This window comes from Streptomyces ipomoeae 91-03, from assembly GCF_000317595.1.
Taxonomy (GTDB): Bacteria; Actinomycetota; Actinomycetes; order Streptomycetales; family Streptomycetaceae; genus Streptomyces; species Streptomyces ipomoeae.
Genome location: NZ_AEJC01000007.1, coordinates 27,059 through 49,898, shown reverse-complemented (window position 1 = coordinate 49,898; position 22,840 = coordinate 27,059). Strand labels below are relative to the sequence as shown.

Annotated in this window: 18 protein-coding genes and 1 pseudogene; 3 read left to right on the top strand and 16 right to left on the bottom strand. The window is 70.8% G+C overall.

Annotated elements, in window-relative coordinates; all coding sequences use genetic code 11:
* From STRIP9103_RS00480 to STRIP9103_RS00455, 6 genes and pseudogenes are all read right to left on the bottom strand, one after another.
* The coding region (locus STRIP9103_RS00480) for a UbiA family prenyltransferase (RefSeq protein WP_009293389.1) at positions 1-602 on the bottom strand (602 nt) is incomplete at its 3' end.
* Between the two features lie 114 nt (positions 603-716).
* Entirely contained in the window at positions 717-2,129 is a 1,413-nt protein-coding gene (locus tag STRIP9103_RS00475; RefSeq protein WP_048819446.1) for a phytoene desaturase family protein, read from the bottom strand.
* Between the two features lie 238 nt (positions 2,130-2,367).
* On the bottom strand, positions 2,368-3,213 hold the full coding sequence (locus STRIP9103_RS00470) for an inositol monophosphatase family protein (RefSeq protein WP_009293391.1): 846 nt from the start codon (positions 3,211-3,213) through the stop codon (positions 2,368-2,370).
* 112 nt (positions 3,214-3,325) lie between these two features.
* Positions 3,326-5,110: a gamma-glutamyltransferase family protein gene (locus STRIP9103_RS00465; RefSeq protein WP_009293349.1), complete on the bottom strand. Its 1,785-nt coding sequence runs from the start codon at positions 5,108-5,110 to the stop codon at positions 3,326-3,328.
* Between the two features lie 117 nt (positions 5,111-5,227).
* Positions 5,228-6,057 (bottom strand): annotated as a pseudogene (locus STRIP9103_RS00460) (class I SAM-dependent methyltransferase).
* A 56-nt stretch (positions 6,058-6,113) separates the two neighbouring features.
* Complete coding sequence (locus tag STRIP9103_RS00455; RefSeq protein ID WP_009293369.1) at positions 6,114-6,668, bottom strand: Uma2 family endonuclease; 555 nt, start codon at positions 6,666-6,668, stop codon at positions 6,114-6,116.
* A 251-nt stretch (positions 6,669-6,919) separates the two neighbouring features.
* Here STRIP9103_RS00455 and STRIP9103_RS00450 point away from each other — a divergent pair, with 251 nt between their 5' ends.
* Positions 6,920-7,591 carry a hypothetical protein gene (locus STRIP9103_RS00450; RefSeq protein WP_009293394.1) on the top strand — a complete coding sequence of 224 codons (672 nt, stop codon included), beginning with the start codon at positions 6,920-6,922 and terminating at the stop codon, positions 7,589-7,591.
* Between the two features lie 83 nt (positions 7,592-7,674).
* On the opposite strand, the gene STRIP9103_RS00445 is transcribed toward STRIP9103_RS00450, so the two are convergent.
* The 9 genes from STRIP9103_RS00445 to STRIP9103_RS00405 all read right to left on the bottom strand — a co-directional run bounded on the left by STRIP9103_RS00445 (position 7,675) and on the right by STRIP9103_RS00405 (position 19,004).
* On the bottom strand, positions 7,675-9,249 hold the full coding sequence (locus tag STRIP9103_RS00445; RefSeq protein WP_009293357.1) for an NCS1 family nucleobase:cation symporter-1: 1,575 nt from the start codon (positions 9,247-9,249) through the stop codon (positions 7,675-7,677).
* Positions 9,250-9,409: 160 nt separating this feature from the next.
* Complete coding sequence (locus tag STRIP9103_RS00440; RefSeq protein ID WP_009293404.1) at positions 9,410-10,435, bottom strand: TIGR03842 family LLM class F420-dependent oxidoreductase; 1,026 nt, start codon at positions 10,433-10,435, stop codon at positions 9,410-9,412.
* A 10-nt stretch (positions 10,436-10,445) separates the two neighbouring features.
* On the bottom strand, positions 10,446-11,849 hold the full coding sequence (gene hydA, locus STRIP9103_RS00435; RefSeq protein WP_009293367.1) for a dihydropyrimidinase: 1,404 nt from the start codon (positions 11,847-11,849) through the stop codon (positions 10,446-10,448).
* A 100-nt stretch (positions 11,850-11,949) separates the two neighbouring features.
* Complete coding sequence (locus STRIP9103_RS00430; protein ID WP_009293392.1) at positions 11,950-12,792, bottom strand: nitrilase-related carbon-nitrogen hydrolase; 843 nt, start codon at positions 12,790-12,792, stop codon at positions 11,950-11,952.
* Between the two features lie 155 nt (positions 12,793-12,947).
* Complete coding sequence (locus STRIP9103_RS00425; RefSeq protein ID WP_009293363.1) at positions 12,948-14,510, bottom strand: PucR family transcriptional regulator; 1,563 nt, start codon at positions 14,508-14,510, stop codon at positions 12,948-12,950.
* A gap of 28 nt (positions 14,511-14,538) precedes the next feature.
* Positions 14,539-15,825, bottom strand: coding sequence for an aspartate aminotransferase family protein (locus tag STRIP9103_RS00420; RefSeq protein WP_009293379.1), 1,287 nt, complete (start codon positions 15,823-15,825; stop codon positions 14,539-14,541).
* Positions 15,822-16,664, bottom strand: coding sequence for a nitrilase-related carbon-nitrogen hydrolase (locus STRIP9103_RS00415; RefSeq protein ID WP_009293347.1), 843 nt, complete (start codon positions 16,662-16,664; stop codon positions 15,822-15,824). The genes STRIP9103_RS00420 and STRIP9103_RS00415 overlap by 4 nt, the downstream gene beginning before the upstream one ends.
* 200 nt (positions 16,665-16,864) lie before the next feature.
* Complete coding sequence (locus STRIP9103_RS00410) at positions 16,865-18,430, bottom strand: hypothetical protein (protein ID WP_009293371.1); 1,566 nt, start codon at positions 18,428-18,430, stop codon at positions 16,865-16,867.
* 289 nt (positions 18,431-18,719) lie between these two features.
* Entirely contained in the window at positions 18,720-19,004 is a 285-nt protein-coding gene (locus STRIP9103_RS00405) for a helix-turn-helix domain-containing protein (protein ID WP_009293360.1), read from the bottom strand.
* Between the two features lie 73 nt (positions 19,005-19,077).
* Between STRIP9103_RS00405 and map the strand changes: the two genes are divergently transcribed.
* Positions 19,078-19,845: a type I methionyl aminopeptidase gene (gene map / locus STRIP9103_RS00400; protein WP_009293381.1), complete on the top strand. Its 768-nt coding sequence runs from the start codon at positions 19,078-19,080 to the stop codon at positions 19,843-19,845.
* Between the two features lie 108 nt (positions 19,846-19,953).
* Here the strand turns inward: map and ggt are convergent, their stop codons facing one another.
* Positions 19,954-21,777, bottom strand: coding sequence for a gamma-glutamyltransferase (gene ggt, locus STRIP9103_RS00395; RefSeq protein ID WP_009293383.1), 1,824 nt, complete (start codon positions 21,775-21,777; stop codon positions 19,954-19,956).
* Positions 21,778-22,017: 240 nt separating this feature from the next.
* Here ggt and STRIP9103_RS00390 point away from each other — a divergent pair, with 240 nt between their 5' ends.
* Positions 22,018-22,776 carry a hypothetical protein gene (locus tag STRIP9103_RS00390; RefSeq protein WP_048819444.1) on the top strand — a complete coding sequence of 253 codons (759 nt, stop codon included), beginning with the start codon at positions 22,018-22,020 and terminating at the stop codon, positions 22,774-22,776.
* The last annotated feature ends 64 nt before the right edge of the window (positions 22,777-22,840 follow it).

Here is a 22,840-nt window from a genome sequence, read left to right as displayed (position 1 = left end):
TGGCGGCTCAGCGCGGTCAGCGTGTAGGTGTGGGCGCCGACCAGCGCGGCGGGCACGGCACCCCGCAGCAGGGCCGCGCCGGTTCCGCCCGTACGGCTGCCACTCCCCCGTCCGGCGGCCAGGGCACCGGCGAGGACGTCCAGGGCGCGCGCCGAGGCCATCGCGGCCGGGCCCGCCGGGGTGGACTTGAGCTTCAGGTCGTATGCCCAGACGGCCCCGACCAGTGGAAGCGCTCCCAGCAGGCTCCGGCGGCCTCCGGAGGCGGCGGCGAGTCCGAGGCCCCCGGCGGTCAGGGCACCGGCGACGGCGAGCGCGGTACGGCGCGGGACCCGGCCGGAGGGAACGGGACGCTCGGGGCGCTCGACGGCGTCGACGGTGGCGTCGGCGTAGTCGTTGAGGGCCATGCCGGCCCAGTAGAAGCAGACGGACGATCCCATGACGCCGAGGGTCCGCGCGCTCAGTGGACGCCCGGCAGCGGCGGCACCCGCCAGGACGTCACCCGGGACGCTCAACGCGGCCGGGGCGCGCAGCAGTTGTACGAGGTCGGCGAGGCTCGTCGTCGGCCGACCACTGGAGCGAAGTTCCGCTCTCCGATCTTTCATGACGGCAACTTACCTGCACCACTTGAACATTCACATGGAAAAACCGTGAAGGTCTTGCCGTATCCATGACTTGGACCGGTTATTTTTCCGCCACCCGCCGCATTTTCCATGCGTTCATGCGGCCTGTCGCAGTCTTCGCCAGACCGCCTTGGCCGCGTTGTGCCCCGACATTCCGTGCACTCCCGGGCCCGGCGGGGTGGCCGAGGAACAGATGAAGACGGCCGGGTGCGGGGTGTGGTACGGGAACAGCGACAGCTTGGGGCGCAGCAGCAACTGCAGCCCGGAGGCGGCCCCGCAGGCGATGTCACCGCCGACGTAGTTCGCGTTGTGCGCGGCGAGGTCCGGCGGGCCGGCGGTGGCGCGGGCGAGGACCCGGTCGCGGAACCCCGGGGCGAACCGCTCCAGTTGCCGCTCGACGGCGTCCGTCAGATCCCCCGTCCAGCCGTTCGGGACATGGCCGTACGCCCAGAAGACATGCTTGCCCTCGGGAGCGCGGGTCGGGTCGACGAGGCTGGGCTGAGCGGTGATCAGGAACGGCGTGTCGGGGGCGCGGCCCCGGCGGGCGGCGTCGTCGAGCGCGGCGCCGATCTCCGCCTTGCTCGCCCCCACCTGGACCGTACCGGCGCGGCGCGCCTCCTCGGCCGTCCAGGGCACGGGGCCGTCCAGCGCGTAGTCGATCTTGAAGACGCTCGCGCCGTACCGGTACGACTCGTAGTGGCGCCCGAAGCCCGCGATCCGGGCCAGCGCGGTGGGCGAGGTGTCGAAGACATACGCGCGGGCGGGCGGCAGGTCGTCGAGCCGTTTGACCTCGTAGTCGGTGTGGACGGTGCCGCCGAGGTCCTTGAGATACGCGGTGAGCGCGTCGGAGATGGCCTGGGAGCCGCCGCGCGCCACCGGCCAGCCGGCGGCGTGGGCGGCCAGCGCGAAGACCAGGCCGACGGCGCCTGTCGCGAGGCCGCCGAGCGGGGCGATGACATGCGCGACCAGCCCGGAGAACAGCGCCTTGGCCTTCTCGTCCTTGAAGCGGCGCATCAGCCACGTCGAGGGCGGCAGTCCGGCCAGGCCGAAGCGGGCGAGGGTGACCGGGTCGCGGGGCAGCGCGGACAGCGGCAGCGACATGAAGTCCTGGACCAGGGTGTCCCACCTGGGCAGGAACGGCTCGACCAGCCTGCGGTACGCGCCCGCGTCACGCGGCCCGAACGAGGCGGCCGTCTCCCCCACCGAGCGCGCCAGCACGGCGGCCGTGCCGTCCAGGAACGGGTGTGCCATGGGCAGCTCGGCGTGCAGCCACTCCAGGCCGTAGCGGGCCAGCGGCATCGCCTTGAACGCGGGCGAGTTGACGCCCAGCGGGTGGGCGGCCGAGCACGGGTCGTGGCGGAAGCCGGGCAGGGTCAGCTCCGCCGTGCGGGCGCCGCCGCCCACCGTGTCCTTCGCCTCGAACACCGCCACGGAGAAGCCGCGACGGGCCAGCTCCACGGCGGCCGTCAGCCCGTTCGGCCCCGCCCCCACCACCACCGCGTCGAGCATCGACGGCACGTCCGGACCCCTTCGTCAGCCGCTGGACATTCGGGATCAGGATATGCCCGGCCACTGACAGTGGCCGGGGTCGGGTGGCCGGACCGCGACCGGGCCGGGCGGGACCGCCGTCGGGCTCGGGAGTTCTGCGGACCGACGCGGTGGTTCCGCTTCACCGCTCCCGACGAGACAGTCCGGTGCGGCTTCCCGACGTCCCGATGCGCCGGTGGTGCTGTTCCCGGCGCCGCTGTCAGGCTCCGTCCGACAGCAGCCCGACCACACGACGCGCCGTCGCCGTGTCCCGGGCCGCCGTGAACGGCAGCGCATTGCCGCCGGTTATCCGGAAGGGCTCGCCCGTGCGGGTCAGATGGGCGCCGCCCGCCTCCTCGACCAGGAGCAGGCCGGCCGCGTGGTCCCAGGCGGCCTCCCACGAGAACGCCGTGGCGTCCAACCGGCCCCGGGCGACGGCGAGATACTCCAGCCCCGCCGAACCGCACGCGCGCGGGGCGACGCCCTCCGTCCAGAGGCCGAGCAGCGCCTCCTTCTGCTCCTCCGTGGTGTAGTCCGGGTGGGAGGTGGCCACTTCGAGGTCACGGCCGGGCTCCGGCGAGCCGGCCCGCAGGGGTTCGCCGTCCAGCGTGGCGCCCTGGCCCCGGATGGCCACGGCGAGCCGGTCGAGGGCGGGCGCGTACGTCCAGGAGGCCCGCAGGACACCGCTCTGGGCGAGGGCGACGAGGGTGCAGAAGCCCGGTTCGCCGCGCACGAACGGGCGGGTGCCGTCCACCGGGTCGACGATCCAGACCGGTGCCTCGCCCCGGATCGCGTCGTACGACGCCGGGTTGGCGTGCACCGCCTCCTCGCCGACCACGACCGAGCCGGGCAGCAGCTCGGCGAGCGCCTCGGTCAGATGGAGCTCGGCCTTGCGGTCGGCGTCGGTCACCAGGTCGTGCGGGCCGTTCTTCTGGTCGACCTCGTGCGCGGCGAGCTGCCGGAAGCGCGGCATGATCTCCGCGGCGGCGGCCTTGCGGATCGCTTCCTCCACGTCGCAGGCGTGCCGGGCGAGAAACTCGTCGATGGTTTCGTTGTCCTCGATCATGCCCCCATGAGAGCACGCGCCACTGACAATCCCCACCCCACCGGTGCACTCCGTGTGGAATCACCGTGAACAACGAGGGTGACCGGGCGTCGGGAGACGCCGCGCCCTCGGCTCAGCGCCCCACCGCGTACCCCTGCGTCCCCCGAGGGTTCGCCGCCGCCGACAGCACGCCGGTCTCGGGGTCCCGGGCCACCGCGCACAGGCGGCCCTCGGACCAGGCCGGGCCGACGGTGACGTCATGGCCGCGTCGGCGCAGTTCCTCGACGACCTCGGACGGCATGCGGGACTCCACGGTGAGGCTGCCGGGGCGCATGCCGCGCGGATAGAAGGAGCTGGGGAAGCCGTCGTTGTGCCAGTTCGGGGCGTCGATCGCGCCCTGGAGGTCGAGGCCGCCGCGGACCGGTGGGCGCAGGGCGACGGCCAGGAAGAAGTGCGGCTGCCACTGGTCCTGCTGGTCGCCGCCGGGCGTACCGAACGCCATGACGGGCACTCCGTCGCGCAGCGCGAGCGACGGGGTGAGCGTGGTGCGCGGCCGGCGCCCGGGGGTGAGGGAGTTCGGCAGCCCCTCGTCCAGCCAGGCCATCTGCAACCGGGTGCCGAGCGGAAAGCCCAGCTCGGGCACGACCGGGTTGGACTGCAGCCAGCCGCCGCTGGGCGTGGCCGCGACCATGTTGCCCCAGCGGTCGACGACGTCGAGGTGGCAGGTGTCGCCCCGGGTGCCCCCGTGGGACGCGACCGTGGGCTCACCGGCCCCCAGCGGATTGAACCCGGGCTCTCCGGAGGCCACCACGCGCGCGTGCGCACTCATCCGGGGGACACGCCCGCCGGGACCGCCGGGCCGCAGCTCGTACGACGCCGTGTCACCGACCAGCGCCCGCCGCCCGGCGTTGTACTCGTCCGACAGCAGCTCGGCCAGCGGTACGGGCGCCGCGTCCCCGTACCAGGCCTCCCGGTCGGCCATGGCGAGCTTGCAGCCCTCGACGAGGAGGTGCACGTACTCGGCGGACCCGTACTGGGGCAGTTCGGGCGGCAGCAGGGCGAGTTGCTGGAGGAAGGCCGGTCCCTGGCTCCAGGGGCCGGCCTTGCACACGGTCCAGCCGTGCCAGTCGTAGGTCGCCGGGGGCTCGTAGGAGGCGGACCAGCCGGCCAGGTCGGCCGCCGTGAGCGTGCCGCCGTGGCGCTCGCCGCTGGTGTCCATGGTGGGCCGCGCGGCCTGCCGTACAAGGGCCTCGGCGATGAAGCCGGAGCGCCACACCTCCCGCGCCGCCTCGATCCGGGCCTCCCGGTCCCCCGCCCCCGCGATCTCGGTGAGCAGCCGCCGCCAGGTCGCGGCCAGCGCCGGATTGCGGAACAGCTCCCCGGGGCGGGGCGCCTTGCCGCCCGGCAGATACACCTCCGCCGACGAAATCCACTCCTCCTCGAAGAGGGCACGCACCGACTCGACCGTCGCCGCGACGTTCTCCACGGGTGGGTGCCCGTCCTCCGCGTATCCGATGGCGTACTTCAGGACGTCGGCCAGGTCCTTGGTGCCGTAGTCCCGAAGCAGCAGCATCCAGGCGTCGAACGCGCCCGGCACGGCCGCCGCCAAGGGTCCCGTACCGGGTACGAGATCCAGACCGAGTCCCCTGTAGTGCTCGATCGTCGCCCCGGCGGGCGCCACACCCTGCCCGCACACGACCCGGACCTCCCCGTCCGCCGTCGCGAGGACGATGGGGACCTCTCCGGCGGGCCCGTTGAGATGCGGTTCGACGACATGCAGGACGAAACCGGCGGCCACGGCCGCGTCGTACGCGTTGCCGCCGTCCTCCAGCACGGCCATCGCCGACTGGGAGGCCAGCCAGTGTGTGGAGGACACCATGCCGAAGGTGCCCTGGAGCGTCGGTCGAGTGGTGAACACGGGCGGACTCCTCACTGCGCGACGGGCGTTCGATGATCGTACGCAGCGGACGGGAGGGCCCTCGGAAAGCAGCGGCGGGAAGGGGCCGCCGACAGCGGCCGACCGGCGTCCGCCCTCTCAGGACCGCCGCCCCACCGTCAGCACATGCCCGCTCGCCCCAGCAGCGACGGCTCCGACTCGATCCGCCGCGTCGCCGTCAGCACGGCCTCCCGACGCTCCGGGTCGTCCAGCCACTCCTCGACCCCGCCCATCAGCCAGGCGACGCCCTCAAGGCCGTACTGCCCCTCGCAGACGAGCCCCGCCCCGGTGAACTCGCCCGGAACCTCGGCCGGGTCGGCGAAGTAGGCGGTGGTGAAGTTCGGGTCGTCCGGTGAGTGCGTGTGCCTGCCGTGGGCCGAGACGGCGTTGGTCCGGGCCCGGCGCTCCGGGATGAAGTAGTTCCCCTGCCGGAGAGTGTCGTTGAGCCCCGCGAACCGGTTGATGGTGGCCCCGATCACGAGCCCGCCCGGGCGCACGGCCCGATACGCCTCCCCCAAGGCCCGTATCCGGTCCGCGCGTTCGGGCAGATGGTAGAGCGGCCTGAGGAGGAGCACGACGTCGTACGCGGCGTCCTCGGCGGGCAGTTCGCGGGCGTCCCCCTGCCGGGCGGTGACCCCGGGCAGCCGCCCGGCCCGCTCGACGTGCATCGGTACGGGATCGACGACTTCGACGGCGTACCCGTCCCGCGCCAGCCACTCCGCGTGGATCCCCGTACCTCCGCCGACGTCGAGCACACGCGCGGGAGCGTCGGGAAGGAACCGCCGGAGGATCTCCTGGGTGCGCCAGAACTCCAGCCGTCCGGCGCCCTCTCTGAGGCGGGCGTCCTCCTTCCCCTGCTCGTAGTAGGCGAGGATCTCCTCGCGCACGGAAGGGAGTTCGGCGTCGGTGGCAGATGATAACCGGGTCATACGTCAAGGGTGCTGATCACGCGGAGAGCGGTGCAACCGGTTAACGGTCCGCAGGGTCAGAACTCCGAGGTGTCGAGTTCCAGCCCGAACGGTTCGGGAAGCGGGACGGAGGTTCCGAAGGGCAGGGGGCCCTCCACCTTGGTGTATCCGAGTCGGCCTGGGGCGGCACAGAGAGTGCAGGACCGCTCCTGACGGTCGACGAGCAGGCAGAGCGGGGCGCCGTATTCCGCGTAGCGCTTCCGCTCGACGATCCGGTCCGTGTCGCCGTTGGACTCCGAGGTGACCTCGACGATCAACAGTGTTTGGCCGGGCACCAGAGCTCCCGTCCCCTTGGTGAGTTCCCTCGGCACTACTGCCAGGTCCGGCATATACCAGTTACTCGTTCCCGGCAGGTCCAGATTCCCCGAACCGGCACTACAGCCCAACCTGTCCAACGCTGGAATGAGCTGCCGACGGATCTGATCCGCGACACCCTCGTGATCCCAAGACGGCACGACTTGCTGGATGGCCCCCTCGACGATCTGCACCCGATCGCCTTCGATGTGCTGGATCGCGTACTTCAGTGCTGTTTCAGGGTCAGCCACGGCATAGGTGCGCGGTCGAGTACTCATCGCTTCTCCGTCTTACGTCGCGCCTGCAGCATGACCACGGTCCCCGGCGTACCGCGATCCGTCACAACAACGGCCGCGATTCCCCCAGCCCTTCACTCCAACAGGTGATCGACACCCATGGAGGCGATCCGCGAACCGGAGTCACCACCCGCACACGGAGCGAGGTCGCACTTTCGCCCCACAGGTAGTCGTGTGACACTGACGTACCCACCGCCCGGCGGTACCGCCGCCTCGACCCCGAGAAGTGCGCTGTGCGTGATCTTCCTCTGCCGCTCGCCCTCACCGCGCGTCTGCTGCCGGTCGCCGTACTCGCCGCCGCGGGATGGACGATGTCGTCCGGTCCGTTCGCCGAGAGCCCGGCCAAGGCGGACTCCGCGCAGGACACGGCGTCCGGGCCCGTCTCCACCAACGCGTCCGCGCCTTCGACGTCGGCCGCGTCCAAGACGTACGCGAAGGCACCCTCGCCCTGTGGCGGCATCACGGCGAAGACCATCAAATCCCTTGTTCCGGGCGCCAAGACGGCTGGCAAGGAGATCGCGTCCACGAATGAGTCCGTGCGCCGCACCTGCTCCTGGAACGCCCTCAAGGGCTACGACTACCGCTGGCTCGACATCTCTTACGAGATTCACGAAACGGACGAGAAGGCCGCAAGCACGTACAAGGAGCGCATTTCCGAGAAGAGCGGTGGCGGTGCCGTTCCCGGTGTCGGCGACGAGGCCTACTCCGTGGTGAACCTCACCACGGAGGACAAGCAGCAGACACGCGAGGGAGTCGTGTACGCGCGCGTGTCCAACGCCCTGGTCGTCATCACGTACAACGGCAGTGACTTCGAGTCGAAGAAGGCGCCCAGTACGGACGAGATCAACAAGGGCGCCATCAAGGCCGCGAAGGAGGCGGCGGCCACGCTGGAGGACTCCCAGTAAGGGACCACGAGGGGACCACAGGGGTACGTCTCTCCGGCGCGGCCACCGCCGCCACGGTCACCGTCCGGCGGTCACTCGCTCCTTCACACCTTGGAGAGGGTCACCCGGTCCCGCTCCGTCGACTCCTCCTTCGCCGACACCATCAGCACCACGTACAGCAGCATCGACGCGGCCAGGCCCACCGCCCAGCCGTAGTCGGCGAGCGGCTTGAGGAACGGGATGAGTCCGTCGGCCGGGAACGGGCCGGACGAGACGCCGTCCGCGGACACGGTCGAGTACGAGCCGCCGACCGCGAGGACGCCACCGACCACGAAGGCCACGATCGCCCGCCAGTTCCAGCCGGACGAGTACCAGTAGCGCCCGCCGGGCGTGTACAGGTCCGTCAGGTGCAGGACCGTACGGCGGATGATCCAGTAGTCGGCGATGAGGATGCCCGCGACCGTGCCGAGCAGTCCGCCGACCACGCCGAGCCAGGTGAAGATGTAGAACTCGGGCGTCGAGATCAGCTTCCACGGGAAGATCAGGATGCCCACGACACCGGTGATCAGCGCGCCCGTACGGAAGTTGATGAACTTCGGGGCGAGGTTCGCCAGGTCGTACGCGGGTGAGACCACGTTCGCCGCGATGTTGACGGAGATCGTGGCGACCAGCACGGTGATCAGGGCGAAGAGCAGACCGAAGACGTTGTCGGCCTTGGCGGCCAGCGTGACCGGGTCCCAGATGGCCTCGCCGTAGACGACCTCGGAGCCGGAGGTGACCAGGACGGCCAGGATCGCGAAGAGGGTCATGGTCGTCGGCAGACCGAGGGACTGGCCCCAGGTCTGTGCCTTCTGGCTGGCGCCGAAGCGGGTGAAGTCGGGGATGTTCAGGGAGAGGGTCGCCCAGAAGCCGATCATGCCCATGAGGGACGGGAAGAAGACCGGCCAGAAGTCGGGGCCCCAGCCGAGCTTCGAGGGCTGGTCGAGCAGCGCGCCGAAGCCGTCGGCCTTGACCGCGATCCAGATCAGCAGCACGAGGGCGCCGACGATCACGAAGGGCGCGGCCCAGTTCTCGAAGTGGCGCAGGAAGTCCATGCCGCGGTAGATGATCGCGATCTGCAGCGCCCAGAAGAGGATGAAGCACAGCCACAGCGGCCACGGGTTGCCCGCGATCTTCCCCGCGTTCTCCCATTCACCGCCGGTGAGCTTGGAACCGAGGGCGAAGATGCCGCTGCCGCCGATCCACGTCTGGATACCGAACCAGCCGCAGGCCACGGCGGCGCGGATCAGTGCCGGGATGTTGGCGCCGCGCAGCCCGAAGGAGGCGCGGGCGAGCACCGGGAACGGGATGCCGTACTTGGGTCCGGCGTGCCCGGTGGCCAGCATCGGCAGCAGCACGATGACGTTGGCCAGGGCGATGGTGAAGACGGCCTGCTTCCAGTCCATGCCGAGGGCGACCAGGCCGGAGGCCAGGGTCCAGCTGGGGATGCAGTGCGCCATGGAGATCCACAGCGCCGCGAAGTTGTACGTCGTCCACTTGCGCTCGGAGACGGGTACGGGACGCAGATCCTCGTTGGCGAAGGGGCTGTCGGCGGGGAAGGCCTCGGGGGCCAGCTCGATCCGGCCCGACGAGTCGGCGGACTGGGCTATCGGCGACCCCGTGGGGACTGTTTCGGTCATGGGCAGGCCAATCAGGGAGGTGGGACGGGAACGAAAGGCCGTGCGGAGGCCTTGGGCCCCTCCCCGGGGACGGCCGAGGAGGGAGTCAAGGTGTGGGGGGTCGGAGTGGAGCGGGCCGTTCCGGATTGTTGCAGTCGCTGACCTGGGAAAGGAACCCGGGTCAGGCGTTGACGGCCGGGATGACCGTCGTGCCGTACACGTCGATCACCCGTTCCTGCGCGTCGTGCATGTCGTACACGGCGAACTGGTCGACGCCCAGCTCACGCAGCGCGTTCAGCTTCTCGATGTGCTTCTCGGGGGTGCGATGACGCAGAACCGGTCGACGATCTCGTCCGGCACGAACGCGGGTCGGGGTTGTCGGCACGCCCGTGGGGGAGTAGTCGTACCCCTCGCGGGCCTTGATGTAGTCCGTCAGCTCCTCCGGTACGGCGGCGGAGTGCTCCCCGTACTTCGACACCAGGTCGGCCACGTGGTTGCCGACCATCCCGCCGAACCAGCGGCACTGCTCGCGCGCGTGGGCCAGCGCCTCCGGCGAGTCGTCCTCGGTGATGTACGCGGGCGCCGCCACGCAGATCTTCACCTCGGACGGGTCGCGTCCGGCGGCCACGGCCGCGTCCTTGACCGCCTTGACCATGTACTCGGTCAAATAGAGATCAGCCAGCTGAAGGATGAAGCCGTCGGCCTCCTCCCCCGTCATCTTCAGCGCCTTGGGGCCGTACGCGGCCATCCAGACCGGGAGTTCGGCGTCCTCCTTGATCCAGGGGAACCTGATCACCGTGCCGCCGAGGTCGGCCTCCTGGCCCGAGCCCAGCGCGCGGATGACCTTCATCGCCTGGCTGATCCGGGCCAGGGTGTTCGGGGTGCGGCCGGCGACGCGCATCGCGGAGTCGCCGCGCCCGATGCCGCAGACCGTGCGGTTGCCGAACATGTCGTTGAGCGTGGCGAAGGTGGAGGCGGTGACCTCCCAGGTGCGGGTGCCCGGGTTGGTGACCATGGGGCCGACCGTCAGCTTCGTGGTGTTGGCGAGGATCTGGCTGTAGATCACGAACGGCTCCTGCCACAGCACGGCGGAGTCGAAGGTCCAGCCGTGGGTGAAGCCGTTGTTCTCGGCGCGTTTCATCAGCTCGACGACCCGCGAGGCCGGTGGGTCGGTCTGCAGGACGAGTCCGAAATCCATGGCGTCCATGGCCCCCTTCCTAGTTGAGGTACTGACAGGTGGAGCGGGGCGTGTAGATGCCGTGCCCGGCGTGGCCGGTGTACTCCCGCTCGGTGATGACGAGTTCGCCGCGCGAGAGAACGGTCTCGACCCGGCCGGTGGTGCGCTTGCCCTCGTACGCCGAGTAGTCGACGTTCATGTGGTGCTCTGAAGCGGACATGACCTGCTCGGCGTGCGGGTCGTAGATGACGATGTCGGCGTCCGCGCCCGGCGCGATCGTGCCCTTCTTCGGGTACATGCCGAACATCCGGGCCGGGGTGGCGCAGGCGATCTCGATCCAGCGGCGCCGCGAGATGTGCCCGTCGAGGACCGCCTGGTGGAGCAGGTCCATACGGTTCTCGACGCCCGGCAGCCCGTTGGGGATCTTGGAGAAGTCGCCGCGACCGAGCTCCTTCTGGCCGACGAAGCAGAAGGGGCAGTGGTCGGTGGAGACGACCTGCAGGTCGTTGGTCCTGAGGCCCCGCCACAGCTTGGCCTGGTGCTCCTTGGGCCTGAGCGGGGTGCTGCACACATACTTGGCGCCCTCGAAGTCCGGCTCCGCGAGGTTGTCCGTCGACAGGAACAGATACTGCGGGCAGGTCTCGCCGAAGACGTTGAGCCCCTCGTCGCGCGCCTTGGCCAGCTCGGCGACTGCCTCCATCGCCGAGACGTGCACGACATACAGGGGCGCGCCGGCCACCTGGGCGAGTTTGATGGCCCGATGGGTGGCCTCGGCCTCCAGCAGGGCCTTGCGCACTTCACCGTGGTACCGGGGGTCGGTCTCGCCGCGCGCCAGCGCCTGCTCCACCAGCACGTCGATCGCGATGCCGTTCTCCGCGTGCATCATGATCAGTCCGCCGTTCTCGGCGGAGCGCTGCATGGCGCGCAGGATCTGGCCGTCATCGGAGTAGAAAACCCCTGGATACGCCATAAATTGCTTGAACGACGTAACACCCTCTTCGACCAAAAGGTCCATTTCTTTGAGCGTGTCCTGGTTCACGTCGGACACGATCATGTGGAAGGCGTAGTCGATCGCGCAGTTGCCCTCCGCCTTCGCGTGCCAGGCGTCCAGCCCCTCGCGCAGACTGTGGCCCACGCTCTGCACCGCGAAGTCGACGATCGTGGTCGTACCGCCCCAGGCGGCGGCCCGGGTACCGGTCTCGAAGGTGTCCGACGCGAAGGTGCCGCCGAACGGCAGCTCCATGTGGGTGTGCGCGTCGACGCCACCCGGGATGACGTACTTGCCGGTGGCGTCGATCGTGCGGTCCGCCGTCCAGGCTTCGGCGGCGGGGGTGCCTGCGGCGGCGAGGGCGGCGATACGGCCGTCCTCGATCAGGACGTCGGCGTGCAATTCGTCTGACGCGGTGATGACGAGACCGCCGCGAATCAGGGTACGGCCGCTCATACGGTCACGCTCCGTTCGGTTGTCGGGACAGTGCCGGTCCTCTGTGGCTGGTCGTCACAGCCCCGCGCCCCCAAAAGACTGGGGGCGCGGGCAGGCTTCGCTACGGCGCCGTCAGCGGGGCATACGCGTCCGGGCGGCGGTCCCTGAAGAACTGCCAGCGGTCGCGGACCTCGCGGAGCTTGGCCAGATCCAGGTCGCGGACGACCAACTCCGTCTCCTTGTCGCTCGCCACCTCGCCGACGAACTGGGCCTCCGGGTCCACGAAGTAGGAGGTGCCGTAGAAGTCGTTGTCGCCGAGGTCCTCGACGCCGACCCGGTTGATCGCGCCGATGAAGTACTCGTTGGCGACGGCCGCCGCCGGCTGCTCCAGCTGCCACAGGTAGCGGGAGAGGCCGCGGGAGGTGGCCGAGGGGTTGAACACGATCTCGGCGCCGCCGAGACCCAGGGCGCGCCAGCCCTCCGGGAAGTGCCGGTCGTAGCAGATGTAGACGCCGATCCTGCCGACGGCGGTGTCGAACACCGGCCAACCCGCGTTGCCGGGGCGGAAGTAGAACTTCTCCCAGAAGCCCGGCACCTGCGGGATGTGGTGCTTGCGGTACTTGCCGAGGTACGTGCCGTCCGCGTCGATCACGGCGGCGGTGTTGTAGAGGACGCCCGGCTGCTCCTCCTCGTACATCGGCAGCACGAGGACGAGGCCCAGTTCCCGGGCGAGCGCCTGGAAGCGCTTGACGATCGGTCCGTCCGGGATGGCTTCCGCGTACTCGTAGAAGGCCTTGTCCTGGACCTGGCAGAAGTAGGGCCCGTAGAACAGCTCCTGGAAGCACATGACCCGGGCGCCCTGTGCCGCCGCGTCGCGGGCCGCCTGCTCGTGGACCTTGATCATCGATTCCTTGTCGCCGGTCCAGGCGGTCTGGAAGATGGCTGCGCGGATGACTCTGCTCATCGGGACCTCCGGTCACTCGGTGTACGGAGACAGTAGAAAGTCCGGATGACCGGTTTGAGTGGCACGGTGTCACGTCTGCGGGCGTGGAGCGTTCCACCGTGTCACCCCTTCGTGGGCGCATGTTTCACCGCCGTTTTCCCAGGTCCCGGCATGTTTCAGCCCTGTTGCGCGTCGTGTGCGAGGAGGGCGATGTGGACGGACGCGGCCTGCTCGAAGTCATCGAGGTCGACGCCGAGCCGGGTCTCTATGGCTTCGAGTCGGCGGTACAGCGCCGGCCGGCTGACGTGATGCAGCTGGGCGGTGTGCGACTTGTTGCGGCCGGTCGCGAGATAGGTCCGCAGCACCGGCAGCAGATCCTGCTCGGCGTGCCGGTCGCCGCACAGCAGCCCGTCCAGCTCCCGCTCGGCGAAGGCCTGCACATGCGGGTCGTCACGCAGCAGCCGGATCAGGCCGCGCAGATGGACGTCCCGGAGGCGTACGACCACGGGCAGGTCGAGGCCGGTCGGCGACTGGGCCACGGCGTCGGCCACATGCTGGGCCTCGCGCAGCCCGGCGGGCACGTCCTCCCACACGGCCCTCGGTTCGGCGGCGGCCACGACCGTCTGCCGCGTCCCCGACTCCGACCGCAGCCGGGTCGCGAAGTGCGTGGTCAGCGCGGTCGCGTCCTGGTCCCGGGCGAGGCTGAGCAGTACGGCGGTGGCGCCCTCCGCCAGTTCCGCGACGAGCCCGGACAGGCCCAACCGCCTTAGTACACGGTCGAGTTGGGCAGGATCGCCGTCCCGTACGACGAGCGGCACGAACGTACGGCGGTTGACCGGGAGCCCGGCCGCCCGCGCCATCGGCAGCAGCTGCCGTGCCGGTACGACCCCGGAGACCAGGTCCGTCAGCAGGCTCTGCGCCGACTCCTCCTCCCAGGAGTGCGCCGAGCCGCCGAGCATCCGGTGCAGGACGAGCGCTTCGGCGGCCCGGTCGGCGAGCAGTCGCCCGGTGGCGGTGTCGCCGCGATACCCGCACAGCACGATCTGGCCCCAGCGCTCCCCGCGCCCGCCCAGTTCGGCCCGTACCCAGCCGCCGCCCTCGTTGCCGCCCGCCTGCCGGGAGATGCGCTCCCAGTCGCGCAGCACGTCGTCGACGGCGGACCGCTGGCCCGCCGTGGCGAGAACACGGTGCGCGAGGTTGGTGACGACGAGCGGACAGCCCGCGTGCTTGGCGATCTCGTCGAGCAGCCGTTGCAGCGGGGCGCCGGCCGTGATCAGTCCGGTCAGGGCGGTCCGTACGGACTCCGACAGGCTGACGGCCGCGAACTTCCGCCGTACGAGCCGGGACTGGACCTCTTCGGTCAGCTCGGCGAACGGGAACGGCCGGTGCAGGACCACCAGGGGCAGCCCGCACCGCTCCGCCGCCCGGCGCATCACGTCGGGCGGCGTCGGGAAGGCCCGGCCGAGGCCGAGAACGACCGCCGAGGCCTCCGCCCGGTGCAGGGACCGGATGTACTCGGCCTGGGCCTCCTCGTCGCCGGCGAGGAGGACCCCGGTGGTGAGGACCATCTCGCCGCCGCTGAGCATGACGCCCACGTCGGGCGCCTCGGCGACATGCACCCAGCGCACGGGCCGGTCGAGCTGCCCGGCACCGGCCACCACCTCGGGCTCTCCGGCGAGCACCCGGTCCAGGCCGAGGACCTGGCGTACCGACAGGGCGGGTTCCAAGGCGGTGGTCATGGTGTTCCTCAGATCTGTTCTTCTGGTGTTACTGAATGCTCCTCAGAGCCCGTTCGAGGGCGTCGGCACCCTCCTCGGCCTCGGCGACGGTCAGGGAGAGCGGGGGCGCGATGCGCAAGGCGCTGGTGTTGTGGCCACCGCCCTTGCCGAGCAGCAGGCCTTCCCGGCGGGCGGCTTCGAGGACCGCGGACGCGGCGTCCGGGTCGGCCTCGTCGGTGCCCGGCTTGACCAGCTCGATGCCGATCATGAGGCCCCGGCCGCGCACTTCCTTCACCTCGGGGAAGTGTGCCGTGATCGCCCTCAGCCGCTCGATGAGCAGTCCGCCGACGCGCCGGGCGTTGCCCTGGAGGTCGTGCTCGACCAGGTAGTTCAGGTTGGCGAGGCCGGCGGCCATGGTGATCTGGGTGCCGCCGAAGGTCGAGATCGAGTTGCTGTCGAGGCAGTTCATGATCTCGGGGCGGGCGACGACACCGCCGATGGACATGCCGTTGCCGATGCCCTTGGCGAAGGTGAGGATGTCCGGCGGCCCGCTCTGCCCGTGCGCCTGCCAGCCCCAGAAGTGGTCGCCGGTGCGGCCCCAGCCGGTCTGCACCTCGTCGGTGATCCACAGCACGCCGTGCCGCCGCAGCACCTCGCGGAAGGCGGCGTACAGGCCGTCCGGCGGTGAGGTGAAGCCGCCGACGCCCTGGATGGGCTCGGCGATCAGCGCGGCCGGCGGGCGGACATGGCCGAGCAGGTCCTCCAGGTCGGCGACGCAGGCCTTGATGAAGTCGGCGTCGCTGAGGTCGGCGTACGGGCCGCGGGTGCGGACGCCGCCGTGCACGTACAGCGTCTGGAGCGGGGACAGCGAGGTCGGCGACCAGCCCTTGTTCCCGGTGATGCCGACCGCGCTGAACGAGCGGCCGTGGTAGCTGTTGCGCATCGCCAGGATCTGGTTGCTCTGCCGGTACGTCGTCGCCAGCAGTAGCGCGGTGTCGTTGGCCTCGGTGCCGGAGGTGGTGAAGAAGACGCGGGCGTCCGGGATGCCGGACAACTGGGCGACGCGCTCGGCGAGTTCGACCATCGGCCGGTTGAGGTAGAGCGTGGAGGAGTGGATGATCCGTCCGGCCTGCTCGCTCACCGCCTTGGTGACCTCGGGCAGCGCGTGCGCGGTCATGGTGGTGAGGATGCCGCCGAAGAAGTCGAGGTACTTGTTGCCCTCGGCGTCCCAGACATGGCGGCCCTCGCCGTGGGTGATCTCCAACGGGTTCGCGTAGTAGAGCGCGAGCCAGTCGGGCATGACGGCCTTGTGCCGTCCGAGCAGTTCGTTGGTCACGGCTGTACCAGTCCTTCGTAGGCGTCGGGTCGACGATCACGGTAGAACGCCCACTGCTGTCGTACGTCCTCGATCAGGTCGAAGTCGAGATCCCGTACGACCAGTTCCTCGTCCTTGTCGCTCGCCGTCTCCCCGACGAACTGGCCGCGCGGGTCGACGAAGTACGAGGTGCCGTAGAAGTCGTTGTCCCCGTACTCCTCCACGCCGACCCGGTTGATCGCGGCGACGAAGTACTCGTTGGCGACGGCCGCGGCGGGCTGTTCCAGGCGCCAGAGGTGGGAGGAGAGTCCCCGGTGGGTGGCCGACGGATTGTAGACGAGCTGGGCGCCGTTCAGGCCGAGCTGACGCCAGCCCTCCGGGAAGTGGCGGTCGTAGCAGATGTAGACGCCGACCTTGCCGACGGCCGTGTCGAAGACCGGCCAGCCCAGGTTCCCCGGTTTGAAGTAGTACTTCTCCCAGAACCCCTTCACCTGGGGGATGTGGTGCTTGCGGTACTTGCCCAGGTAGGTGCCGTCGGCGTCGATCACGGCCGCGGTGTTGTAGTAGAAGCCGGACTGCTCGACCTCGAAGACCGGTACGACGATCACCATGCCGGTCTCGCGGGCGAGCTCCCGCATCCGGGTGACGGTCGGCCCGTCCGGCACGGGTTCCGCCCAGCGGTAGTGCTCGGGTTCCTGGACCTGGCAGAAGTACGGCGAGTTGAAGACCTCCTGGAACCCGATCACCTTCGCGCCCTGCCGGGCGGCCTCGCGGGCGTGCTCGATGTGCTTGGCGACCATGGACTCGGTGTCGCCGGTCCAGGTGGCCTGGACGAGGGCGGCGCGGACGACGTTGGCCATGTCAGCTGCTCCTTCGACGGGGACGTCAGAGAGCCTCTACGCCCGTAGACGCAGGCCGTAGAGGCTTGAAAGTAAGCCCCGTCGACGGGCTGGGCAAGACCATCGCCGTTAACCAGCCGAGTCGATCATGTTTCGCACCCCAGTGGGTGACTACCCCGGTGTTTCGGGTGGTGAACCAACGGCGGGACCGGAGTCGTCCCTCAGGCGAGCCCCGCCACGCGCAGCGCGTGCGTCACGTCCCGGTGGCGGTCCTCCGAGACACCTCGGGCCGCCTTCAGGACCAGGGGCGTGAGCCGCTGGGGGTGGACTTCCGCGACGCGCGCCGCCTCCTCCGGCGTACGGACACCCACATACGCGTCGAGCAGCGCGCGCGCCTGTCGCTCACGCCCCTCGGCGACGAGCGCGACCACCGCCTCGCCGATCTCCTCGGTGGGCCGTGCGACCCCCTGCCGCAGCATCTGCTCCCCGTCCGCGGTACGGCCCACCGCGTTCAGGGCGTCCACGACGGTGACCAGCCGGTCCATCGGCAATGAGCCCGCCTCCCACAGGAGGGTCGCCCAGTCGGCGCCCAGCCCCGCCCGGTGCAGATCGGCCGCGAGCAGCGGGAAACGGGCGGCGGGCCAGTACGCCACCTCGACGAGCAGCGCGTGCGCCTCCCCACTGCGCCCCTCCCGGCGCAGCCGCTGCAGCCGCTCGACGGTCCCGGCGACCTCCCGCCGCGCCTCGTCGTCCACCGGCTGCCGGGCGCCCTGCTCCTGCTTCTTCGACGCCGCCGGCTCGGCCTGCGCCGCGACACCGGCGTAACGGGCGCCTCGGGGCGCCCGTCCTTTGGGCGCGGCGACGGGTGCGGGCGCGGTCTCGGGGACGACGGCCGGAGGAGCCTCCTCCGCGTCCGCGACACCGGCGAACCGGGCGCCGCCACGGAGGCGGCGCTTGGAGCGCTGCCTGGCGGGGGCTTCCGGGGCGGGGGCTTCCGGGCTGGGGTTCCGGGACTCGGGGTCGGGGGCGGCCGTGGGAGCGGGGGTGGGCGTGGGGCCGGCGGCTTGCGGCGGTGTGTCGAGGTCGGGGAAGGCTGCCGCCGCCCGAGCGTCGTGCGAGGTGTTGTCGTGGGTACGGCCTTGGTCCGCGCCGCCGCCGTGCGTACGGCTCTCGCCGCCCGCCCCCTGCGGCGACCGCCCGTTGTGGTCCGGCACCCGGAAGACGTCGCCGGCGGCCTGCCCGGAAAAGCCCGACGCGCCCTGCGCGGTGGTGTGCGGGGCGCGTCGGTCGTGGTTCTCCATGCGGGTGCGCAACTCGGCGCAGCGGGCGGTGGCGCGTTCGTGGTCGTCGTGGGCCCAGGCCAGGTCGAGGCGGAGGGAGTCGGCCTCCTCCTGGGTGGTGGCGGCCCGGAGCCGCCGGGTCAGCTCGGCGGTGCGCTCGGCGGCGTAGCGCTGTTCGCGGATCATGACGTCGAGCCGGTCGCCGAGGGCGTCGCGTCCGCCGGGCCGGGAGTCGTACGCGGTGACCGAGGCGCTGTGCAGGGCGCGGGCCCGCTCGGTCTCCTGGGCCGCAGCCGCCGGGCCGTACGCGGCGGCGAGGTCGTGCATGAGGGCTTCGACGACGTCCCAGGGCGGCACCTCCGAGCCGTCGAGGCAGGCCCGCATGCCGTCGGGGTCGCGCTGCCAGAACACGACGCACCAGCCGCCGCCCTGGTCCAGCTTTGTCATCAGCCTGTTCAGGTACCCCGCGAACTCCCGCACCTGCCCCGGGAGTTGGTCCACAGTCATCGCATGCTCCCTGGCCGACTGGAGTTCTCCGGCCCGCTAGAAAACACCAGTTGTGTTACAGCGCGGCTACGTGAAGTTTTCGGAGTGGACGCAGTGTGCTGTGCGCGGCCGAGCGGCGGCTGTGCGTGAGGTGTGGGCGAGGTGTGGGTGAGGTGCCGTCGCGGGGCCGACGAAGGGTGTCGCGTCGTGGGCGAAGTACGACCGCGCCGCCGGTGAAGTGAGCGAAATCCGGCCCAAGGGGTCTTTGCGCCATGCCCGCCCGGGTCGCGCGCTCATCGCGCAAGGACCCCTAAGCGACAGCCGCGGTCGGCACCTCCGCGGGGACCGTCTCGACCGGTGTGCACCGTCCGGCGAGTTCGTCCATGGACAGGCCCAGCGTGCGGGCCAGGGCGGCGATCGTGAAGAAGGCCGGGGTGGGGGCGCGGCCGGTCTCGATCTTGCGGAGCGTCTCCGCGGAGATACCGGCGCCGGCGGCGATCTCCGCCATGCTGCGACCGCCGCGGGCCTCGCGCAGCAACCGGCCCAGCCGCTCGCCGCGTTCGCGCTCTTCGGGGGTCAGGGGGGTGCGCACCATGGCCCCATTCTAATCCCGGCCCCGACCAGGCGACCGGTATATTAATTGGGTTCCGAGCGGTATAGTAATTGGCATGGTGGAACTCAAGACGAACGCGTCCATCGACGCGATGTATGAAGCCGGACAGGTCGTGGGACAAGCGCTCACCGCGGTGCGCAAGGCCGCCGACGTGGGCGTATCGCTCCTGGAACTGGACGAGGTGGCACGCGAGGTACTGCGTGGGGCGGGCGCGTCCTCGCCCTTCCTGGGCTACCGGCCCTCTTTCGCTCCCACGCCCTTCCCCGCGGTCATCTGCGCCTCGGTCAACGACGCGATCGTGCACGGCATCCCGACCTCGTACCGGCTGCGTGACGGCGACCTCGTCTCCATCGACTGCGGCGCGGAACTGGGCGGCTGGGCCGGGGACTCCGCCATCAGCTTCGTCGTGGGTGAGCCCCGTGCGGCCGACCTGCGGCTCGTCGAGACCGCCGAGCGCGCGCTCGCCGCCGGCATCGACGCCGCCGTCGTCGGCAACCGCATCGGCGACATCGCCCACGCCATCGGCTCCGTCTGCCGCGCCGCCGGGTACGGCATCCCCGACGGCTTCGGCGGGCACGGTGTGGGGCGCCATATGCACGAGGACCCGCCGGTACCGAACGAAGGGCGGCCGGGGCGGGGGATGCCTCTGCGGCACGGGATGGTGCTGGCCATCGAGCCCATGCTGATCGGGGGTGGCACGGACGGGTTCCACGCGGCGCCGGACGGGTGGACGTTGCGCACGGACGACGGGTCCCGGGCGGCGCATGCGGAGCACACGGTGGCCATCACCGAAGGCGGGCCCCGGGTTCTGACTGAGCGGTAGTGCGGCCGGGCCGTTCGGGTGCGCCGTGGGGTCGTGGTTGCTCGCGCAGAGTCCCGCGCCCCTTTCAGGGGCGCGGGACTCTGTCGATTTACGGCTCCTCCGGGTGCCCTACTTCGTGGGGTGCACGACCATCGCCGAGCCGCCCCCGCGTCGTACCGTCTCCGCCGCGGCCAGCCACTTGCCGTTGGACAGGCGCTGGACGGCGGTGGCGGCGCCGATCTCGGGGTTCTGGCGGAAGCCGTGGCCGATGGCTTCGAGTTCGGTCTTCAGCGGGCTGGTCCACAGGCCCGGTTCGAGCTCGGTGGTCGTCTGGTTGCGCTGGCTGGCGCGCGGGGCGGCGATCGCGTCGACGAGCGGCATGCCCCGGTCGAGGAATCCGGTCAGGGTCTGCAGCACGGTCGTGATGATGGTCGCCCCGCCCGGTGAACCGAGGGCCACCACCGGCTTGCCGTGCTGGTCGAGGACGATCGTCGGCGACATGGACGAGCGCGGTCGCTTGCCCGGGCCCGGCAGGTTCGGGTCGTGGACGGCCGGGTTGGCCGGGGTGAAGGAGAAGTCCGTCAGCTCGTTGTTGAGCAGGAAGCCGCGGCCCGGCACGGTGATGGCGCTGCCGCCGGTCTGCTCGATGGTGAGGGTGTAGGAGACGACGTTGCCCCACTTGTCGGCGACCGTGAGGTGGGTCGTGCTGTCACCCTCGTACGTCGTCGGGGCGGCCGTACCGCCCGTGGAGCAGGCCGCCGGGTCGCGCGGGTCGCCCGGCGCGACGGGGCTGGTGAGCACCGCGTCGTCCTTGATCAGGCACTCGCGCGAGTCGGTGAACTTCTGCGACAGCAGCCCCTTGGTCGGTACGTCCTCGAAGGCGGGGTCGCCGACCCAGCGACCGCGGTCGGCGAACGCGATCCGGCCGGCCTCGATGTAGCGGTGCAGATACTGGACGTCGCTCGCCTTCGACAGGTCCGTCCGCTCAAGGATGTTGAGCGCCTCGCCGACCGTCGTACCGCCGGAGGACGACGGGGCCATCCCGTAGACGTCGAGACCGCGGTACGACATCTTCGTGGGCGCCTGGCGCTTGGTCCGGTACGTGGCGAGGTCGCGGGCCGTCAGGTCGCCGGGCCGGGCGTTGTATCCCGAACTCGGGTCCACCGGCGGCTTGTTGACCGTGTCGACGATGTCCTCGGCGATGTCGCCCCGGTACAGGGCGTCGGTGCCCTTGCGGCCCAACTCCGCGTAGGTGCGGGCCAGATCGGGGTTCTTCAGGGTCGAGCCGACCACCGGCAGCTTCCCACCCGGCAGATACAGCTCGGCGGTGTCCGGGAAGTTCCTGAACCGGGCCTCGTTGGAGGCGGTCTGGGAGCGGAAGGTGGCGTCGACGACGAACCCTTCGCGCGCGAGCCGTTCGGCGGGCTTCAGCAGCTTGGCGAGCGGCTTGCTGCCCCAGCTCCGCAGTGCCGTCTGCCAGGTGGCGGGCGTGCCGGGCGTACCCACGCTCAGCCCGCTGGTCACGGCCTCCGCGAACGGGATCGCCGTGCCGTTCTCCAGGAAGAGCTTCTCGTCGGCGCTCAGCGGTGCCGTCTCACGGCCGTCGACGGTGTGCACCGTACGGGACTTGGCGTCGTAGTAGACGAAGTAGCCGCCTCCGCCGATGCCCGCCGAGTACGGCTCGGTGACACCGAGCGCGGCGGCCGTGGCGACGGCGGCGTCCACCGCGTTGCCGCCCTTCCTCAGCACCTCGATACCGGCGGCCGAGGCGTCCGGGTCGACACTCGACACGGCGCCGCCGTAGCCGACGGCGACCGGCGCCTTCTCGACGGTGCCGGTCGCGGCGGTGTCCGTCACGGTGGAGGTCGGTGGCGCCGCCGCCCCCATCGACACCACGGCGGACACCGCCGCCAGAACCGCCAGTTTCCGCGCGACAGGGCGACGCAGACGCATCAGTACCTCCAGTCAAGGACCGTCTGCGCAGAGTAACGCGGTTGCCATGGTCCCGTCAGTGCCATCGGTACCGCGGAGGGGGGTGTGTCGGTCGGCGGGCCCGGACACCGAATACGGGCGCCGGGTACGGGCATCGGACACCGACACCCGCTACGGACATCGACCACGGCCGGGGCCCGGACAGCACAATCGGACACGGATTCGGACGGCGGTCGGCGGCGCCCGCTACCATGCGCGGCCATGAATGACGACGTGCGCAATATCGTCCTCGGCGTGATCGCGGCCGGCATCAGCGCCTCGCTGGGCTGGTTCGTCCGGACGTATCTGTGGAGGCGGAAGCTCCGCCGCAAGCAGGAGTTCTTCGGGCTGCCCGCCAACTCCGAGACGCTGCTGGTGGTCAACCGCGATCCGTCGAGCGCGGACATGGCGGTGCACCGCTTCGACGTGTTCGCCCTGCTGGAACTCTCCGCCCTGATCAAGGACTGCGGCGCGCACGCGCAGATCATCACCCAGGACGCCGCCCGGCAGGGCTTCGGCGAACGCACCGAGTTCTGCGTCGGGGGGCCCGGTTCGAATCGCCGTATGGCCGCCCACATCGGGGCCATGCTGCCCGGCATACAGTTCAACGTCGATCCCGAACCCGGCCCCGACCGGGGCTCCTTCCGGATCGGCGGCGAGCACTACCGGCTGGAGCCCGGCGTCACCGAGCATGTGTTCCTGGCCCGGCTCACCACCGGCCAGCCGGACCAGTCGCGGCCCGTCTTCCTCTTCTGCGGCCAGCGCGCGATCACCAACCAGGCCGCGACCCGCTACCTCGCCCGCAACCACGAACGGCTCCGCCGCAAGTACGGCACCGGAAACTTCGTGCTGCTCCTGAAGGTCATCAACTCCCAGGCGTACGGCCCCGACGTCGTGGAGGTCGTCGCCGACGTCACCCGCGCCGCCCAGACCCCACTCCCGGAAACGGCCCCGGCGAGAGCGACACATCGGGCTCCCTAGCCACACGCCCCCCGGCAGGCGCTCGCCACCCGGGCAACCGTTACCGTCACGTAACTTACCGGGG

What these genes read in the sequence shown, in the direction of transcription:
- STRIP9103_RS00390 (WP_048819444.1), top strand. Translation starts at nt 22,018, where the DNA reads ATGAATGACGACGTGCGCAATATCGTCCTCGGCGTGATCGCGGCCGGC.
- STRIP9103_RS00425 (WP_009293363.1), bottom strand. Translation starts at nt 14,510, where the DNA reads ATGACCACCGCCTTGGAACCCGCCCTGTCGGTACGCCAGGTCCTCGGC.
- STRIP9103_RS00470 (WP_009293391.1), bottom strand. Translation starts at nt 3,213, where the DNA reads ATGATCGAGGACAACGAAACCATCGACGAGTTTCTCGCCCGGCACGCC.
- map (WP_009293381.1), top strand. Translation starts at nt 19,078, where the DNA reads ATGGTGGAACTCAAGACGAACGCGTCCATCGACGCGATGTATGAAGCC.
- STRIP9103_RS00475 (WP_048819446.1), bottom strand. Translation starts at nt 2,129, where the DNA reads ATGCTCGACGCGGTGGTGGTGGGGGCGGGGCCGAACGGGCTGACGGCC.
- STRIP9103_RS00455 (WP_009293369.1), bottom strand. Translation starts at nt 6,668, where the DNA reads ATGAGTACTCGACCGCGCACCTATGCCGTGGCTGACCCTGAAACAGCA.
- STRIP9103_RS00445 (WP_009293357.1), bottom strand. Translation starts at nt 9,249, where the DNA reads ATGACCGAAACAGTCCCCACGGGGTCGCCGATAGCCCAGTCCGCCGAC.
- STRIP9103_RS00430 (WP_009293392.1), bottom strand. Translation starts at nt 12,792, where the DNA reads ATGAGCAGAGTCATCCGCGCAGCCATCTTCCAGACCGCCTGGACCGGC.
- STRIP9103_RS00410 (WP_009293371.1), bottom strand. Translation starts at nt 18,430, where the DNA reads ATGACTGTGGACCAACTCCCGGGGCAGGTGCGGGAGTTCGCGGGGTAC.
- STRIP9103_RS00415 (WP_009293347.1), bottom strand. Translation starts at nt 16,664, where the DNA reads ATGGCCAACGTCGTCCGCGCCGCCCTCGTCCAGGCCACCTGGACCGGC.
- STRIP9103_RS00405 (WP_009293360.1), bottom strand. Translation starts at nt 19,004, where the DNA reads ATGGTGCGCACCCCCCTGACCCCCGAAGAGCGCGAACGCGGCGAGCGG.
- ggt (WP_009293383.1), bottom strand. Translation starts at nt 21,777, where the DNA reads ATGCGTCTGCGTCGCCCTGTCGCGCGGAAACTGGCGGTTCTGGCGGCG.
- STRIP9103_RS00440 (WP_009293404.1), bottom strand. Translation starts at nt 10,435, where the DNA reads ATGGACGCCATGGATTTCGGACTCGTCCTGCAGACCGACCCACCGGCC.
- hydA (WP_009293367.1), bottom strand. Translation starts at nt 11,849, where the DNA reads ATGAGCGGCCGTACCCTGATTCGCGGCGGTCTCGTCATCACCGCGTCA.